The 16,991-nt window shown below is 44.5% G+C and carries 15 protein-coding genes; 9 read left to right on the plus strand and 6 right to left on the minus strand.

Annotated features, from left to right (window positions below; all coding sequences use genetic code 11):
• The first annotated feature begins 10 nt into the window (after nt 1–10).
• The 8 genes from RDV49_RS03580 to RDV49_RS03615 all read left to right on the plus strand — a co-directional run bounded on the left by RDV49_RS03580 (nt 11) and on the right by RDV49_RS03615 (nt 8,603).
• Nucleotides 11–778: a CppA N-terminal domain-containing protein gene (locus RDV49_RS03580; protein WP_003008829.1), complete on the plus strand. Its 768-nt coding sequence runs from the start codon at nt 11–13 to the stop codon at nt 776–778.
• Nucleotides 779–788: 10 nt separating this feature from the next.
• Nucleotides 789–1,730 carry a serine hydrolase domain-containing protein gene (locus tag RDV49_RS03585; protein ID WP_037608103.1) on the plus strand — a complete coding sequence of 314 codons (942 nt, stop codon included), beginning with the start codon at nt 789–791 and terminating at the stop codon, nt 1,728–1,730.
• 171 nt (nt 1,731–1,901) lie between these two features.
• A complete protein-coding gene (mvk, locus tag RDV49_RS03590; RefSeq protein WP_037608422.1) occupies nt 1,902–2,780 on the plus strand; it encodes a mevalonate kinase in 879 nt (292 codons plus the stop codon).
• Nucleotides 2,762–3,712 carry a diphosphomevalonate decarboxylase gene (mvaD, locus tag RDV49_RS03595; RefSeq protein WP_003008824.1) on the plus strand — a complete coding sequence of 317 codons (951 nt, stop codon included), beginning with the start codon at nt 2,762–2,764 and terminating at the stop codon, nt 3,710–3,712. Before mvk ends, mvaD begins: the two co-directional genes overlap by 19 nt.
• Nucleotides 3,702–4,709 (plus strand): phosphomevalonate kinase, encoded by a 1,008-nt coding sequence (locus RDV49_RS03600; protein ID WP_003008822.1) that lies wholly within the window; start codon nt 3,702–3,704, stop codon nt 4,707–4,709. Before mvaD ends, RDV49_RS03600 begins: the two co-directional genes overlap by 11 nt.
• Complete coding sequence (fni, locus tag RDV49_RS03605) at nt 4,706–5,710, plus strand: type 2 isopentenyl-diphosphate Delta-isomerase (protein ID WP_003008820.1); 1,005 nt, start codon at nt 4,706–4,708, stop codon at nt 5,708–5,710. Before RDV49_RS03600 ends, fni begins: the two co-directional genes overlap by 4 nt.
• A gap of 411 nt (nt 5,711–6,121) precedes the next feature.
• Nucleotides 6,122–7,783, plus strand: coding sequence for a C69 family dipeptidase (locus RDV49_RS03610; RefSeq protein ID WP_003008819.1), 1,662 nt, complete (start codon nt 6,122–6,124; stop codon nt 7,781–7,783).
• Nucleotides 7,776–8,603, plus strand: coding sequence for a PrsW family glutamic-type intramembrane protease (locus RDV49_RS03615; RefSeq protein ID WP_003008817.1), 828 nt, complete (start codon nt 7,776–7,778; stop codon nt 8,601–8,603). The genes RDV49_RS03610 and RDV49_RS03615 overlap by 8 nt, the downstream gene beginning before the upstream one ends.
• 48 nt (nt 8,604–8,651) lie before the next feature.
• Here the strand turns inward: RDV49_RS03615 and RDV49_RS03620 are convergent, their stop codons facing one another.
• The 6 genes from RDV49_RS03620 to pflB form a co-directional block, all read right to left on the minus strand.
• Nucleotides 8,652–9,914: a hydroxymethylglutaryl-CoA reductase, degradative gene (locus RDV49_RS03620; RefSeq protein ID WP_003008814.1), complete on the minus strand. Its 1,263-nt coding sequence runs from the start codon at nt 9,912–9,914 to the stop codon at nt 8,652–8,654.
• Nucleotides 9,914–11,086, minus strand: a complete 1,173-nt coding sequence (locus tag RDV49_RS03625) for a hydroxymethylglutaryl-CoA synthase (RefSeq protein WP_003008812.1) — start codon at nt 11,084–11,086, stop codon at nt 9,914–9,916. Before RDV49_RS03625 ends, RDV49_RS03620 begins: the two co-directional genes overlap by 1 nt.
• A gap of 186 nt (nt 11,087–11,272) precedes the next feature.
• A complete protein-coding gene (locus RDV49_RS03630) occupies nt 11,273–11,503 on the minus strand; it encodes a hypothetical protein (RefSeq protein ID WP_037608420.1) in 231 nt (76 codons plus the stop codon).
• A gap of 106 nt (nt 11,504–11,609) precedes the next feature.
• The gene (locus tag RDV49_RS03635; RefSeq protein WP_003008808.1) at nt 11,610–12,077 is read right to left on the minus strand and encodes a threonine/serine exporter family protein; all 468 of its coding nucleotides are present in this window, start codon (nt 12,075–12,077) and stop codon (nt 11,610–11,612) included.
• Nucleotides 12,078–12,081: 4 nt separating this feature from the next.
• Nucleotides 12,082–12,840: a threonine/serine exporter family protein gene (locus RDV49_RS03640; RefSeq protein ID WP_003008806.1), complete on the minus strand. Its 759-nt coding sequence runs from the start codon at nt 12,838–12,840 to the stop codon at nt 12,082–12,084.
• A 415-nt stretch (nt 12,841–13,255) separates the two neighbouring features.
• A complete protein-coding gene (gene pflB / locus RDV49_RS03645) occupies nt 13,256–15,571 on the minus strand; it encodes a formate C-acetyltransferase (protein ID WP_003008804.1) in 2,316 nt (771 codons plus the stop codon).
• A 260-nt stretch (nt 15,572–15,831) separates the two neighbouring features.
• On the opposite strand from pflB, the gene dinB reads away from it, so the two are divergent.
• Entirely contained in the window at nt 15,832–16,938 is a 1,107-nt protein-coding gene (gene dinB, locus RDV49_RS03650; RefSeq protein ID WP_003008803.1) for a DNA polymerase IV, read from the plus strand.
• The last annotated feature ends 53 nt before the right edge of the window (nt 16,939–16,991 follow it).

The following is a 16,991-nucleotide window of genomic DNA, read 5'->3' on the forward strand; positions in this document are numbered from 1 at the left end:
GGAGGAAAGTATGACAGCAAATCAGATCGTAAGAGTGATCCCAGTCTTGAAAGTGAATAACCGAAATGTCAATCAACGCTTTTATGAAGAGACATTGGGAATGAAAGTATTAGTGGAAGAAGGAGCTCTCCTATCTTTAGGAGATGCCTCAAAAGTAGAAAAAATCGTCTTAGAAGAGTCACCGAGTATGCGTTCGCGTAAGGTCGAAGGTCCAAAGAAATTGGGTCGCATCGTGGTGAAAGTGGCACAAGCTCAAGAAATTGATTATTTGTTGGCCCGCCAGCCAGAAACAAGCGCCCTTTACCAAGGAGCTAATGGTCGCGCCTTTGAAGTTGTGTCTCCTCAAGGAGATACCATTTTCGTGCATGCTGAAGAAAATCTTGAAAGCCTAGAACCGTTGGAGAAAGCGCCTCTTGTAGAAGCTCCCGAAGATTTTAAAGGTTTGACGAACTTTGATGTGGACTTTCTTGAGGTCAACGTGGTTGATCTTGCCCAATCTCAGGAGCTTTACAGACGCTTGCCAGATCTGGCCCACTTTATCCATTTTCAGGAAGCCCAAGGAAAAGATCTCCAAGTTGAGAACAAGGTTACTTGGGATTTGAGCATGATCAAGGTCGAATTGGCATCTTTTGATGTGGAAGACTTGAAAGAACGCTTGGGAGAAGCTGTCGATTTTGTGCACCGTAAGGGAACTTTCTTGATTGCCAAGGATCCAAGTCAGATCGAACTCTGGTTTGAAGCCAATCAAGATCAGGTCCATATTTCTTATGAAGAATAAGAATGGAGTGATGAGCGTGAATGCAATCATCGAAAAAATTACCGAACAAATCCAAGAAGGCATCTATCCAGGTGCCTCTCTTGCGCTTTACCGCGATGGTCAGTGGAGTGAGCACTATCTGGGACTAGCGGATCCTGAAAAAGGAGAGCCAGTAGTGGCTGACCTGGTCTATGATTTGGCTAGTGTCAGTAAGGTCGTCGGAGTTGCTACCATCTGTGCCTTTTTGTATGCGAAAGGGGAGCTTGCGCTTGATCGCCCCTTTAAAGAGCTTTACCCGCGTTTTGCTCATGAGAAGACGACCATCCGGGAACTCTTGACCCATACTTCTGGGCTGGATCCTTTTATCCCCAACCGGGATCAATTGGATGCGAGACAGTTGAAAACAGCTCTTGAAAATTTGCAGTTAAAAGAAGACAAGAGTTTTCATTACACCGACGTCAATTTTCTTCTGCTGGGCTTTTGGTTAGAAGACAGGTTTCGCCAGCCCTTGGATCGCTTATTTGAAGAGCTGATTTTTACACCTTGGAAGATGACGGAGACACGGTTTGGACCGGTCGAAAAGGCGGTGCCAACGGTCCGTGGAGTGGCTTCTGGAAGTGTTCATGATCCCAAAGCGAGAGTTCTGGGCCCTCATGCGGGAAGTGCTGGACTTTTTTCAACTGTTGCTGATCTAGAGCGCTTCTTAGAGCGTTATCTGAAGGAGGATTTTGCGCGTGACTTGTCTCAGAATTTTGCGCGTGAAGAGGGCAAGACCCGCGCTCTCGGATGGAATCTAGAGGGGGACTGGTTAGATCATACGGGCTATACTGGAACCTTCATCATGTATAATCGAAAGAGGCAGGAAGCTGTGATCTTTTTGTCCAACCGGACCTATGAGAAGGACGAACGGGCCCAATGGATCCTCGACCGCAACTCTTTGATGGACTTGATCAAACAAGAATTTGAAAAATAGAAATGGAAGGCTAGGATGATGGATCCTGGCCTTTTACGGTCTGTCCGTGAGAAAGAAACTGGTAGGAGATTCATTTTTGAACTCCGTCTTAGGTTGGATTTCCTTCAAAAGCATCGCTTTTTTGGCTGATTTATATTAAAATAGTAATGACCTTAATAGAGCGAGATGAATATGAACAAAGAGATAGGCGTCGGAAGGGCGCATAGTAAAATTATCTTAATTGGAGAGCATGCGGTGGTCTATGGTTATCCGGCTATTGCGCTGCCACTCCATCATATCGAAGTGACCTGCCAGATCATCCCGGCAGACAGTCCATGGATTTTGTTTGAAGATGACACCTTGTCCATGGCGGTTTTTGCGTCTCTTGAGCACCTTGGGATTCGCGAGGCCCGTATTCGCTGTCGCATTCAGTCCATGGTGCCGGAAAAACGGGGGATGGGATCATCTGCGGCGGTGAGTATCGCAGCTATTCGTGCCGTTTTTGACTATTATCAAGAGAAGCTGGATGATGAGACCTTAGAAGTTCTGGTTAATCGAGCAGAAACCATTGCTCATATGAATCCAAGTGGGCTCGATGCCAAGACTTGTTTGAGTGATCAAGCCATTAAATTCATCCGGAATGTCGGCTTTTACCCGCTGGAGCTGGGGATAAAAGCGAGCTTGGTGATTGCGGATACGGGGATTCACGGCAATACCCGTGAGGCGATTCAAAAGGTGGAAGCCAAGGGGCAGGAAGTTTTGCCCCATTTCCATGAGATTGGTCAGTTGACTCAGCAGGTGGAAGAGGCTCTGAAAATGAATGATCTAACGAACCTAGGACAGGCTTTGACTACTTGCCATGAGCACTTGAGAGCCGTGGGTGTCAGCTGTGAAAAAGCAGATCATCTGGTCGCCGTTGCCCTTGAAAATGGGGCCTTAGGCGCTAAAATGAGCGGAGGCGGTCTTGGAGGTTGTGTGATTGCCCTCGTCAAGGATTCTCGGGAAGCAGCAACCATTGCCCATGCATTAGAAAAAGAAGGAGCATACCATACATGGATCGAAAACCTGTAAAGGCTAAGTCCTATGCCAATATTGCGATTATCAAATACTGGGGAAAAGAAGATGCCAAACAGATGGTCCCTTCGACCAGTTCGATTTCGTTGACCTTAGAGAATATGTATACAGAGACGAGTCTCTCTCCCTTACCAGCAGATGCGACTGCGCATGAATTTTACATCGATGGGGAATTCCAAAATCCAGCTGAGCAAGCCAAAATTGGAGCTGTGATTGATAGCTTGAAGCCAGCAGATGAAGCAGGATTTGTTCGGGTGGATACCAGCAACAACATGCCAACTGCAGCCGGTTTGTCCTCTAGCTCAAGCGGCCTCTCTGCTCTCGTCAAGGCTTGCAATCAGTACTATGATTTGGGCTTGAGTCAGGAGGAATTAGCTCAAAAAGCCAAGTTTGCTTCGGGTTCTTCTTCACGTTCTTTCTTTGGACCCTTAGCAGCTTGGGACAAAGAAAGTGGAGAAATTTATAAGGTCAAAACAGACCTAAAACTGGCTATGATCATGCTGGTCCTCAATGACAAGCAAAAGCCCGTTTCCAGCCGGGAAGGGATGAAACGTTGCATGGAGACCTCGACTAATTTCAAAGAATGGATCGAAGAGTCTCGACAAGATTACAAGGACATGCTGGACTATCTAGCTGGCAATGATTTTGAACGGGTCGGTCAGCTGACAGAGCGCAATGCCCTTGCTATGCATGCGACGACTAGAACAGCCACTCCAGCCTTTAGCTACTTGACAGAAGAAAGCCACAAAGCTATGGACTTTGTCCGTGAGCTTCGAGCTGCAGGCCATGCTTGTTACTTCACCATGGATGCAGGGCCAAACGTTAAGGTTCTCTGTTTAGAAGAAGACTTGGATCAGCTGGTGCCTTTATTTGACGCCCGCTATCGGACCATCGTATCTAAGACAAAGGACCCTCAAGATGAAGACTAAGTATCAGGTACAGACTGGAGGCAAGCTCTATCTAGCTGGAGAATACGCAGTGCTAACGCCTGGCTATGGAGCCGTGATTCAGTTTATTCCCATTTATCTGTCAGCTACTATCCAAGAATCTAGAAGCTATCAGCTAGCCTCAGATCTCTTTGGTTACCAGGTGGATTTGACCCCAAATAAGGACTACGCCTTGATTCAAGAGACCATTCGGCTCATGGAAGAGTGGCTGAAAGATCAGGGAATAGCCCCTAAACCGTTTGATCTTCACCTTAGAGGGACGTTGGGCGAAGAGGGGAAAAAGTATGGGATTGGTTCCAGCGGAAGTGTGGTCTTGCTCGTGATCAAGGCCATGGCTGCTCTGTATGAACTAGACTTAAGTCCAGATCTGCTCTTTCGACTAGCAGCAGTGGTCTTGGTGCAAAGAGGGGACAATGGTTCCATGGGCGATTTGGCTTGTATCGCCTTCGAGGACTTGATTTATTACCAATCCTTTGATCGGGCTTGGTTGCATGAAGTCTTGACTTCTCAGCCTCTTTCACAAGTTTTAGACCTGGATTGGGACTACCAGATCTGCTCGATCCAGCCAGCCATCTCTTATGATTTTCTGGTTGGTTGGACCAAGGAACCAGCGATTTCAAGTGATTTGATCCGCCAGGTCAAGGGAGCGATTAATGAAGTCTTTCTCAAAGAAAGTCAGAGCGCAGTGAAGATTCTTGAAAAAGGTCTCCGTGAAGGGAACAAAAAAGAAATTGAGACCAGTATCAAACGTGCCGATAAGAACCTAAAGTCTTTGAACCCTTTGATCTATACCCCAGCTCTAAAAGAGCTGCAAGAAGCGACAGAGGGCCTTTCTGTCTGTGCCAAATCCAGTGGTGCTGGAGGAGGCGACTGTGGAATCGCCCTTATTTTTGACCCAGTTGAGACTCAGACCTTGATAGAGCGCTGGAAGGAAAAGAATATTGAAGTCATTTACCAAGAAAGGATGGGAGATTCGTGAGCGAAAATCGAAAAGACCAGCATATTCGCTATGCCTTGGAGCAAAGCTCCTCCTATAATAGCTTTGATGAGATCGAGCTGATTCACCGATCCCTCCCCCTTGTGGATCTAGCGGAGATTGATTTGACAACCCATTTCGCAGGGCGTGATTGGGAGGTCCCTTTTTATATCAATGCTATGACAGGCGGGAGTAAACGGGCCAAAGAGATCAATCAAAAGTTGGCAGCAGTAGCCGAAGCCTGTGGGATTCTCTTTGTGACTGGCTCTTACAGCGCAGGGCTGAAGGATCCGAACGATCAATCGTATGCGGTCAAAAAAGACCATCCTCATCTTCTTTTAGCAACCAACATTGGCATCGATAAAGAGCCAGATTTGGGCTTGCGGACAGTGGAAGAGCTACACCCCCTCTTTCTTCAAGTCCATGTGAATCTGATGCAAGAGTTGCTCATGCCCGAAGGGGAGCGGATTTTCCACACTTGGAAAGACCATCTCAAGAGCTATGGGCAGGGCTTTCCAGTGCCTGTAGTCCTGAAGGAAGTTGGCTTTGGTATGGATCCCAAAACAGTTCAGGCAGCGCTAGATGCTGGGATCAAAACCGTCGATATTTCTGGTCGTGGTGGCACTAGTTTTGCCTATATTGAGAATCGTCGTGGTGGCAATCGCGCTTATCTGGATGATTGGGGACAATCAACTGCGCAGTGTCTCTTACAGTTACAGGATCAGATAGATCAGGTTGAGGTCCTAGCAAGTGGGGGCATTCGTCATCCCCTTGATATGGTCAAGGCCTTGGTCCTTGGAGCACGTGGCGTAGGACTTTCCCGCGTTTTTCTTGAGATGGTAGAGACTAAGAGTATTGAAGAAGTAATCGTCCTTGTCCAAGGCTGGAAAGAAGACCTCAGATTGCTCCTTTGTGCGCTCGGTTGTCAGAACCTGAAAGAGCTCCGTGAAGTCGACTATCTCCTCTATGGAAAATTGTGGCAAGCGAATCAACAGAGAAAATGAAGAAAAATCATTTTAGAAACTTTCCTTAGGTGAGTACGGACGTCAGCGAACTTCTACGAAGTTCCATGACTTAGTTTTGAACCTAAGGTTTCAAAACTCCCGAGTGCCTGAAACAAAAACGTTTCAGGCACTTTTCTCACAGCGGAAAGTTTTCGTATATTATGATTCATTTTGAAAATTAGAACTCTTTTATAGTTCTTTGAAGAATCACTTAACTTATTTTACTTAAAAATTAGTTCCTATTCGTTTAGGATTGGCAAAATAAGCCAATTCTTTCTTTTTTTTAAAAAGTGTTCTCCTCAAAAATTCTGATAGTTTACGAATTGTTTACGGTTGCTGGAATCGCTTGCAAAATAGGCTTGTAAAAGAGTATACTAAATAAGGAAAAACATTTTTAAAAAGGAGTTTAGGATGAAGAAGCACTATTTTCGATCAGCTGTAGCAGCCTTGCTTCCGCTTTTGTTGATTGCTCAACCTGTTGAGGCTTGTACAGGGTTCATCATCGGGAAGAAACTGACTGCCGACGGTTCGACCTTGGTAGGGCGTACCGAAGATTTAGAACCCAACCATAATAAAAATTTTGTGGTCAGAGAGCGTGTCTACAATAAAAAAGGAGCCATTTTTGAAGATGCTGCCAACGGTTTTCAATATCCCTTGCCAGAGATTAGCTATAAGTATACAGCGGTCCCGGATGTCACCCCTGATCAAGGGATTTTTGACGAAGCAGGATTCAATGAATATGGAGTTTCCATTTCTGCCACTGTATCTGCTTCAGCAAATGACAAGATTCAAAAGGTGGATCCCTATGTCAAGGATGGCCTCGCAGAATCGGGCTTGACCAGTATTGTTCTCCCTAGTGTGAAAACCGCAAGAGAAGGGGTTGAACTCATTGCTAAAATCGTCGAAGAAAAAGGCGCTGCAGAAGGAAATATTGTGACCATTGCCGATAAAGAAGGCGTCTGGTATATGGAAATCCTATCTGGCCATCAATATGCGGCCATTCTCTTCCCAGAGGATCGATTTGCGGTCTTTCCAAATACCTTCTTCTTAGGGCATGTCGATCAATCGGATACCGAACGCACGATCGCCTCAAAAGATCTTGAAACAGTTGCCAAAAAAGCCAATAGCTATAAGGAAGTGGACGGAAAATTCCACGTTTCTCAATCCTATAATCCGCCTTTGCAAGAAGCAGATCGCTCTCGGGTTTGGTCGGGAATCAAATCGCTAGACCCAAGCTCTCCTGTTAAATATGACGATGCGTCTTTTGACCTTCTTCATACAACAGATCGAAAATTAACCCTCCGCGATGCTATGAATCTCCAACGCAATCGTTTGGAAGGAACCAAATATAAACCACAGGATCAAATGGAGCTGGATGGAAAAGGCATTCCGAAAAAAGGGGAGTTTGATGCGGTTTATAAATACCCCATTTCCAATCCAAATGTCATGGAGGCCCATATTTTCCAACTGAAAGATGATGTCCCAGCGAGTGCAGGTGGAGGCACCATGTGGCTGTCGATGGGCAGTCCACGAAATGCTCCATACCTACCCTACTATGGCAATATTCTCAATACCTATCAAGCCTACCAAGAATTAGGGGATCATTACAATGATCGCTCTTGGTATTGGACCATTTCAAGAATCAATGACCTTGTGGCCAAGTATCCAGATTTATTCGAAGATGGGGCGATTCGTACTGAAATGGAACGGTTGGAGTCTCAGTGGATGGTCGAACAAGATCTGAGTGATAAGGAACAAATTGCCCTTGCTTCTCAGCCTGAAGAAGCTAGTGAGAAGGCAACAGAGGAAAGCTTGGCAAGAGCTGAGAAAACTTTCGAACGCTTGCAAGAAATCAGAAAAGAAGCAGAACAAAAGGTAGCAGATGAACACGGAAAAAGTGCCCTGCAAGATCTAGATGACGAAGAAGATGCTGCTTATGAAGAGAAGATTGATCTCGTTGAATTTGACTATGATTACATTTTAGCAGCAAGCTTGTTCGGGGCAACCCTTCTAGCGATTGTGATCTACCTGATTCGCTCAAAGAAACAAAAGGGAGGAAAACAAGATGACTAAAATTCAAAGAGCCTCTATCTATCTTTTTCTACTGTTTGCAGGAATTGGCTTGGAGTTTGAACTCGGTCATCTTTCTCAACAAGAATTTAGCCAGTCTGCAGGCAGAGACTTGGTCTTAAACTTGTCTGCCTTAGCTGCTATTATTATCCCGCTCTATCTCTTTTCAAAACGATTGGCCAAGCAGTTGTCTGTCCCAACCTATCTCTTATGGATTGCCATGTTTGGAGGAGCCTTCGTAGCAGGCTGGTTGAGCTTTTCAGGCAATAGCTTGATTGATATTATGAATAGCCATGTGATCAAGGATGCCACTGTCTTTAACAAGTGGACGGATGCCTTGACGGCCCCATTTTCAGAGGAATTCTTTAAGGCTCTAGTTGCCTTTTGGGTTGTCTTGATGGTTGGCAAGAAAGATCTAAAAGCAATTCTAATTGCAGGCTTGGGCTCTGGCTTTGGTTTTCAAATCATTGAGGATTTAGGGTACGTTGCCCGCCAAACCAAAACCAGTCAATTAGCCGCGGTTACTGAGGCCATTAACCGGATCTCTGGTGGATTAGCTTCACATGCCCTATATACAGCTGTTGTATCAGTTGGTGTCTTCCTCTTGTTGTCTCAAGTGACCCAGCAAAAGGAAAAACTCTTTGGGCTCTGGTGTGTTCTCTCGACAGTAGCTAATCACTTCTTATGGAACTCTCCGTTTTATGAAACAGACCATCGGATTAATCTTCTCGTCGGACTGCTTTTTGCCGTCCAAGTAGGGACCTTTATCGAAGTGGTGCTCTATACCAAGAAACATCCCGAGTTGCCATTTTTAAAACAATAAGAAAATCTTTTCAAACACAAAAGAACTAAGACGTCGGTCTTAGTTCTTTTATTTTCTCAATTCTTGTAAGAGTGTTTGTGCTTTTTCTAAATTAAAGGGTTTGTTTTCAAGGAGTTGGCTAACCAATCGGGGAACTTCCTCTCCCTTAGCTCCTGCTAGAAGGGCTAGGGAGCGTGCTTGGAGTTTCATATGTCCTGATTGAATTCCTGTGGTGACAAGGGCTTTGAGGGCTGCGAAATTCTGCGCCAAACCGAGCGAAGCGATGATACCGGCTAATTCAATAGCAGAAGGCTCTCCTAGCAAACGGTGGCTGACTTGAACCGTTGGGTTGAGGCCAATCGAGCCTCCTTTTGTCGCAACCGGCATTGGCAGGGTGATCTCTCCATAGAGTTTTTTCTCTTCTGGCTGACTTGTCCAGTGGCTCAAGCCCTTGTATGAACCACTTTGTGTAGCATAGGCATGGGCTCCTGCTTCGATGGCCCGCCAGTCATTGCCTGTCGCAAGGACCAGGGCATCAATCCCGTTAAAAATTCCCTTGTTATGAGTAGCCGCACGGTAAGGATCCACTTGAGCCAGTTGGCTAGCTAGCTCCATCCGGTGGGCAATCTCAATGGCTTCCTCAGGATTTCGACTCAGTGCTTTAAAATCGATCGCACACCGTGCACTCACCAAAGAGCGAGTGGCCAAGTTGGATAAAATTGCCATCAAGACCTGACCACCAGAGAGTTCCTGGGTGCGATCGGTCAGAGCTTCTAACATGGTATTGAGCATATTGGCTCCCATGGCTTCTTTGGGATCGACAGCCAAGTAGACAATAAGAAAGTCCCCCTTGTTTTCGACCCAAAGATCCCTCGCTCCACCTCCACGCTTGACGATCGAAGGATAGGCTTCATTAGCTAGCTGAAGAAGGCTTTCCTTGTCTTCTAGGATGCGCCTGCTAGCAACTTCCATGTCTTCAACATCCGTCAGAGCAATCTCACCGATCATTTGGCGTTGGTGCACCTGGGTGGTGAAGCCGCCTGAACGTTGAATGAGCTTGGCCGCAAAGCTGGCAGCCGCGACCACGGAAGGCTCTTCTGTGACCATGGGAAGGACATAGTCACGACCATTGATCAGGAAATAAGGAGCAAGGCTAAAAGGTAAGTCAAAAGTCGACAAGACATTTTCCGTCAATTGATCTGCAATAGAAAGGGGAAGTCCCTTTTGTTCTTTTAAGATCTGTGCTTCATCCCAAGTTAAGAGGCCTTCCTTCAGTAAGGCCTCTATGCGTTCTGTGGGAGAAAGTTTTGCAAAACCTGGTAATCGTGCCATTATTTTTCTACTTTCTGGTAAGTGCGTTGGTGTTCCTTGATCTCTGTCAAAGCAAAAGTTTGATGCGTAGCAGGCTCAAACACTTGATTGCCACTAGGATCTAGATCTACTTCCTCATAAAAGAGTCGTTCGTAGTCAGAAACACTAAGAACCGTACGTTGGTCCAGTTTTTCCATGCGTTTGTGATCTAAGAGTTGCTCAAAACCAGGAACAAGGTTAGCACTAAAGATCTCAGAAACCGCTCCACTTCCATAGCTAAAGAGGGCGATTCGGTCCCCAGTTTTGAGTTGGGGGTCATTTTCCAGTAGTGACAGCAAGCCTAGGAAAAGAGATCCAGTGTAGATATTTCCCACGCGTTGGCTGTATAGAATCGATTGATCAAAGTTGTATTGTAATTGATCTTTTTTCTCTTCTGATAATGACTTATCCAAGATTTTTTTCAAGCCCTTGAGAGCTAATTTTGGATAAGGTAAATGGAAGCAGACGGCCGCAAAGTCTGTCAAGGTAAGGCCAGTCCGTTTCTGGTATTCCGCCCAAGTTGTTTTCAGAGAATCTAGATATTGTTGCGTTGAATAAATCCCATTCACGAAGGGAGTTGTCGCATAATTTGGACGCCAAAAATCCATGACATCGCGTGTTTGGGCAACATTATCATCGTTAAAAGATAGAATACGAGGATTTTGGCTGATCAGCATAGCAACCGCTCCAGCCCCCTGTGTTGGTTCTCCAGGAGTTCCAATTCCGTATTTAGCAATGTCACTGGCAATGACCAAAACCTTACTCTGTGGAAATTTTTCAACATGGAGTTTAGCATAATCCAAGGCAGCAGTCGCAGCATAGCAGGCTTCTTTCATCTCAAAAGAGCGGGCGAAAGGCTGGATATCTAGTAAGCCATGGACAAACACAGCAGCAGCCTTACTCTGGTCAATTCCAGATTCTGTCGCAAGAATCACCATGTCGATCGCTTCTTTATCTTCGTCTGTTAAAATATCATCTGCTGCAGTAGCAGCCAATGTGACGATGTCTTCTGTGATCGGTGCAACACTTTGTTCTTTTAAGAGAAGACCCTTGCTCAGTTTTTCGGGATCAGTATCACGAGCAGCAGCCAAATCTTTTAAACGCAAGACATAAGGACTCGTCGCAAAACCAATCTTATCAATCCCAATTGTCATTCTTAACCTCTTTTTTATTTGATATCTACTAGTATATTTCGTTACTATTTTACCATATTTAAGGGTAAAACTCCCTTGAAAAAGCTAGATCAGCAAGGAAATCATTCTCGGGACCGATTTTGCAATGTTTCAAAGAAAAATAGAGAATCTATAAGAAAAAGCCATCCTTAGATGGCTTTTCAACTCTTATCCTTGCTTATTTTTTTTAGGATTACTCATGATTCGTATGAAGAGTTCTTTGCATTTGTCTCTTAGAACTTTTTCGTAGAAGACGATTAAAGCGATGTACACAATCGTAAAGTTCAAGGTCAGATAGAACAAGTCAAATGAATTGCGGGCATAATCAGTTGCTAATAGATAGGAGGAGAGGGTTCCTAGGATCATCCAAGGAAGATACTTGATATACTTGCTTATCATCATACAGCACCTCGCATACTTTAAAGGATTTGTTTTTTCACTTTTATTGTATTCTTTTATGTGGAAAATGCAAGCGATGACACTCATAAAAATTGAACAACCAATGCTAGTTGGCATTGGTCGTTTTTCTTTTTTGATGGCGTTGGTAGGAATGGTAGAGTTTCAAGACGACAGATCCACTAGCCATCCCGATGGAGATGACCAAGGCCAGAATCACAACTAGGGTCACGCTGGTCACTGCTTGGCGATATTGGCCACTGACAAAGAAGGAAGTGGTTCGATAGGAAATATATCCTGGAACCAAGGGCGCGAGAATGGACAACATAAAGACCACGACAGGCGTCTTGAGAATGATACTTAAAATCTGACTGATACAGGAGCCGACAATGGCTGCGATAAAGGTTGCAACGATGACATTAGTAGGCCCTTTCAGGATATAGTAAAGTAGCCAGATACCCATACCGAGGATTCCTCCAGGAATCAACATGGAGCGCTGCACATTTAGGACGATTAAAAAGGTGATGATGGCAATCAAACTGGCCACCGCTTGGATTAAAAATTCAGTTAGGTTCATTATTTTATTTCATAAGGACGAGGGCGACCGTTGTACCGGCACCAAGTGCAAGAGTAATGAGGAGAGTCTCAAAGAGTTTGCTCATCCCAGAGTTGAGGTGGTAATTCATCAGATCTCGGACGGCATTGGTCATAGCGATTCCAGGAACGAAGGGCATGACACAGCCTGCGATAATGAGATCGGTATTGGAAGAAAAACCACTATAGCGCGTCCAGATATGGGCCAAAAAACCAAAGACAAAGGCGGCTGCAAAGGCAGTGACAAAAGGAATGCGAACGTATTTCTCAACGACAAGAGAAAAAGCAAAGGCAAAGACAGTCGCAATACCCGCTCCAATCGCATCATAGAAATTTCCTCCAAACATGATGGAGAAGAAAGGTGCACTGAGGGTTGCCGCAATGGTCAACTGGAGATTGGTATAAGGAACGCGCTTCATTTTCAACTCGCTCAGGGACTGGTAGGCTTGCTCGAGATCGATCTCTCCAGAGACAAGTTGACGAGAGATCTGATTGACATCACAGACCTTTTCAATATTGTAATTAGTCCGCAAGATCCGTTTCATGCGCGTGACATTAGCATTCTCAATTGAAAAGAAAATAGCGACTGGCATCGCTAAGGCATTGCAATCGTTGATTCCTTGTGAATGGGCGATTCGGATCATCGTATCTTCGACTCGGTGGATCTCAGAACCACTCTCTAAAAGGAGGGTTCCGGCTAACATCAGGACGTCGATGACCTGGTTGATCTGTTTTGACTCTTTCATAATTTCCTACTTAATTAAATAATCTGTTTCTATTATAGCAAAAAAGGACGAGAGACAGAACTAAAATCTGACAATTCTAGTTTGTTTCTTATCCTTTCTGAATTCGTTTAGAATAGCTATTATTTAGGCTTATCATTCGTTAACTCGGGTGGTGATGCACGGTGCTATCCTGGACGAGAAGGGTTGCTAAAAAGATCAGTGCAATCAGAATAAAGAGCCAAACAATAGCGAAAATAAATGTTAAAAACATAGGATCACCCCTTCTATAATATTTACAGCTCTACTATAACACTTGGAGAAAACGCTGTCAAACTCTATATAGTAGGCTCTTAAACTCTTTCAAAATTCAGAATAGTCTTGCGATGAGTAGAAAAAACCAGCCGTTTCCGACTGGTTTTTAGGTTCTATTTGAATCTTAGCTCAAGGCATCATCCATTGAAAGAACTTCGTGGAAGACACGTTGTGTCAATTCAGTTTTTTGTTCTGGAGTGAGGTATTTAGTGTTTACACAGTATCCAGAGATACGAACGATAACATCTTCACCAGACATAATCTTTTCGTAAACATCGTTCAAGTCCATAACGTTCAAGTTAACGTGTTGTCCACCGTTTTCGAAGTATCCATCGAGGATGGTTACCAAGTTATCAACTTGTTCGTCACGAGTTTTACCAAGAGCGCGAGGTGAAACTTGAGTTGTCAATGAGATACCATCAGCTGCGTAACCAAAGTCAAGGCTTGCAAGTGAGTTCAAGTTTTGCAACCATCCACCTTTAGCTTTGTTAGATGGGTTAGCACCTGGTGAGAAGAATTCCAATTTAGACAAGTTCACAGAACCATCTTCGTTGAGGTATACCCCTTTGTGGACTGGTGAGTTACCAGTTTGTTTAGAGTAAGCAACGTTAGAAGTGATAGTCAAAAGTGAAACTGTAGCTTCTGCGTTCTTGTAAAGTTTGTGGCTGCGAAGACGAGTAGTGTAAGCTTCGATCAACCATTCTGCCAATTCGTTAGAACGTGGGTCATCTTCACCCCAACGTGGGTATTCACCGATTGTTTCGTAATCGTAGATGTAACCATCTTCGTCACGGATTGGTTTAACAGTAGCGTATTTGATTGCTGACAATGTATCAACAGTGTTGGCGAATCCACAGATACCGAATCCCATGTTAGCGCGTTGGTGAGTTGGCAAGAAGGCCATTTGAACTGCTTCGTAGTTGTACTTATCAGTCATGTAGTGGATGATGTTCAAAGCATCTACGTAAGTGTCAGTCAACCAGTCAAGTGATTTTTCGAAGTTTGCTTTAACAGATTCGAATTCAAGAACTTCGTCACGGATAGGATCGATGTCAAATACTTTGTAGTCTTTATGAACGTCGTCATAACCACCGTTCAAACCAGTAAGAAGAGCTTTAAGCACGTTTACACGAGCACCGAAGTACTGGATGTTGTGGCGTTGTTCTTCGTTTTCTGGGTCAAGTGGAGATACACAACATGAGATACAGCTCATTTCACCGTATCCGTCTTTAGCCATTGTTGTTACACCTTCGTATTGGATAGAAGAGTGTTTGTGGCTCATGTGCATACAGTAGCGACGGAAGCTGTATGGCAATTTGTCAGTCCAAAGAACTGTCAAGTTTGGTTCTGGCGAGTTACCGATGTTGTCCAAAGTGTTCAAGAAACGGTAGTCCATCTTCGTAACACGGTGACGTCCGTCGTTACCCATACCAGCCATAGAAGTTGTGATGAAGGTTGGGTCACCTGAGTACAATTGGTCGTAAGCTTTTGTACGAGCAAATTTAACTGTACGCAATTTCATAACGAAATCGTCAACGAATTCTTGGATTTCTGATTCAGTGTAAGTACCACGAGCCAAGTCACGTTCAGCGTAGATATCCAAAACGATTGGCACACGTCCAAGAGAAGTAGCAGCACCGTTGATCACACGGCAGACAGCCATGAAGGCGATGTTTGTCCATTGGATTGCTTCTTTTGTATCGAAGGCAGGACGACGTACGTCTACACCATAAAGGTCACCCAATTTAACAACTTCTTGAAGTGCTTGGTATTGAAGGTTTACTTCTTCACGAAGACGGATTGATTCTTCATCGATTTCAGTAATAGAGTTCCAGTCGTTTGCTTTTTCAGCCATCAAGTAGTCAGCACCGTAAAGAGCCAAACGAGCATAAACCCCGATGATACGTCCACGAGAGTATGCATCTGGAAGACCAGTTACAGTGTGAGCGTGACGAGCACGACGGATGTTAGAAGTGTAAGCACGGAAAATACCATCGTTTACAGTTGTAACGTATTTTGTGAAGATTTCATGAACTGCTGGATCTGGTTCATATCCATTTTCTTTCAAAGTAGTTTCCGCCATACGGATACCACCACGAGGCATGAAGTTCAATTTGAACAACTCATCGTTTTGAATACCGAAGATCACTTCGTTTTCTTTGTCGATGTAACCAGCTGCGATATCAGCGATAGAAGTTGGACGAGTATCGTATGGGAAACGAGTTTCTTCGTAGTGTGCTTTTGTTTCTTCAACAATCTTCTTGATGTGAAGAGAACGTTCTGTTGGACCTGCTAGGAAGCTTTCGTCTCCATCATATGGAGTGTAGTTAGCTTGTACGAAGCGAGAAACGCTTGCTTTTTCTTTCCAATCTTCACCTTTGAAGCCTTCCCAAGCTTTGTCAAAAATATCTTGTGCTTCAACAACTGTTTTAACAACCATGTGTATTTTCCTCTATTTGTCTTTCTAGCAACTCTATCTGTTGCATTTACACTAGTAGTATACCACACAGAAATCGGTTTCACAAAGGCAAATCGTGAAAAATAGCAGATTCTTTTATAATACAGTTTCAATTCTTCTGTGATACTGTACTACATTTTTGAAAATGAACACGAATTTCCATCAATTTTCATGTTTTTAGGAAGGGCCGATTTTTGCAATTCCAAAATTTTATTTTTATAATAGAAAAAGGAGGGTGAAAAATGCTGATATTTCCATTAGTGAACGATACAAGTCGCAAGATTATTCATATTGATATGGATGCATTTTTTGCTGCCGTCGAAGAAAGAGATAATCCTAGTTTGAAGGGGAAGCCTGTCGTGATTGGCCAGGACCCTCGTCAATCAGGAGGGAGAGGTGTGGTCTCGACCTGTAACTATGAAGCACGGAAATATGGCATTCATTCGGCTATGAGTTCCAAAGAAGCGCTAGACCTTTGTCCCCACGCGATCTTTATCTCTGGAAATTATGAGAAATACCGAGAAGTGGGCGAGCAGGTTCGTGAGATTTTCAAGCGCTATACAGATCTGATCGAGCCCATGAGTATTGATGAAGCCTATCTAGATGTGACGGAAAATAAAATCCAGAGCAAATCAGCTGTCAAAATTGCTCGCTTGATTCAGCATGCGATCTGGGAAGAGCTGCATCTCACAGCTTCAGCAGGTGTCTCTTATAATAAGTTTTTGGCCAAGATGGCAAGTGACTATCAGAAACCCCATGGCCTAACGGTGGTCTTGCCGGAGGATGCCGAGGATTTCCTTAGCAAGATGGACATTGCCAAATTTCACGGGGTAGGAAAGAAGACAGTGGAGCGCCTGCATGAGATGGGGGTCTATACTGGCGCGGATCTTTTAGCCATTCCGGAGATGACCTTGATCGATCGATTTGGGCGCTTTGGCTATGATCTCTTTCGTAAGGCGCGAGGGATTCACAATAGCCCTGTCAAGAGCCATCGTATCCGCAAGTCGATCGGAAAAGAGCGGACCTACCGCAAGCTCCTCTATGCTGAGGATGATATTTTAGAAGAAATTGCCAATCTGTCCAGTAAGGTGGCCCAATCGCTGGAAAAACACGGCAAGCAAGGAAAAACCTTGGTCTTAAAAGTGCGCTATGGAGACTTTACCACCCTGACCAAGCGAATCACACTGACAGAGCCGACACGAGAGGCTGAGCGGATCAATCGTTCCGCTCGCCAAATTTTTCAAGAAATTGAATCGACAAATACTGGAATCCGCCTCTTGGGTGTCACCATGACCAATTTTGTCGATCATACTGAGCTGCCTTTGGTGGAAGAAAAAGAAAACGACTAGTTTGTTCACTAGTCGTCTAAGATTGATGACAAAGTCATCTTAGAAACTTTCCT

Source organism: Streptococcus parasanguinis, from assembly GCF_031582885.1.
Taxonomy (GTDB): domain Bacteria; phylum Bacillota; class Bacilli; order Lactobacillales; family Streptococcaceae; genus Streptococcus; species Streptococcus parasanguinis_M.

Coding starts and splice junctions, on each gene's coding strand:
- dinB (WP_003008803.1), top strand. CDS start 15,832: ATGCTGATATTTCCATTAGTGAACGATACAAGTCGCAAGATTATTCAT.
- RDV49_RS03615 (WP_003008817.1), top strand. CDS start 7,776: ATGACTAAAATTCAAAGAGCCTCTATCTATCTTTTTCTACTGTTTGCA.
- pflB (WP_003008804.1), bottom strand. CDS start 15,571: ATGGTTGTTAAAACAGTTGTTGAAGCACAAGATATTTTTGACAAAGCT.
- RDV49_RS03580 (WP_003008829.1), top strand. CDS start 11: ATGACAGCAAATCAGATCGTAAGAGTGATCCCAGTCTTGAAAGTGAAT.
- RDV49_RS03635 (WP_003008808.1), bottom strand. CDS start 12,077: ATGAACCTAACTGAATTTTTAATCCAAGCGGTGGCCAGTTTGATTGCC.
- RDV49_RS03625 (WP_003008812.1), bottom strand. CDS start 11,086: ATGACAATTGGGATTGATAAGATTGGTTTTGCGACGAGTCCTTATGTC.
- mvaD (WP_003008824.1), top strand. CDS start 2,762: ATGGATCGAAAACCTGTAAAGGCTAAGTCCTATGCCAATATTGCGATT.
- RDV49_RS03600 (WP_003008822.1), top strand. CDS start 3,702: ATGAAGACTAAGTATCAGGTACAGACTGGAGGCAAGCTCTATCTAGCT.
- RDV49_RS03585 (WP_037608103.1), top strand. CDS start 789: ATGAGCGTGAATGCAATCATCGAAAAAATTACCGAACAAATCCAAGAA.
- RDV49_RS03620 (WP_003008814.1), bottom strand. CDS start 9,914: ATGGCACGATTACCAGGTTTTGCAAAACTTTCTCCCACAGAACGCATA.
- RDV49_RS03610 (WP_003008819.1), top strand. CDS start 6,122: ATGAAGAAGCACTATTTTCGATCAGCTGTAGCAGCCTTGCTTCCGCTT.
- mvk (WP_037608422.1), top strand. CDS start 1,902: ATGAACAAAGAGATAGGCGTCGGAAGGGCGCATAGTAAAATTATCTTA.
- RDV49_RS03640 (WP_003008806.1), bottom strand. CDS start 12,840: ATGAAAGAGTCAAAACAGATCAACCAGGTCATCGACGTCCTGATGTTA.
- RDV49_RS03630 (WP_037608420.1), bottom strand. CDS start 11,503: ATGATAAGCAAGTATATCAAGTATCTTCCTTGGATGATCCTAGGAACC.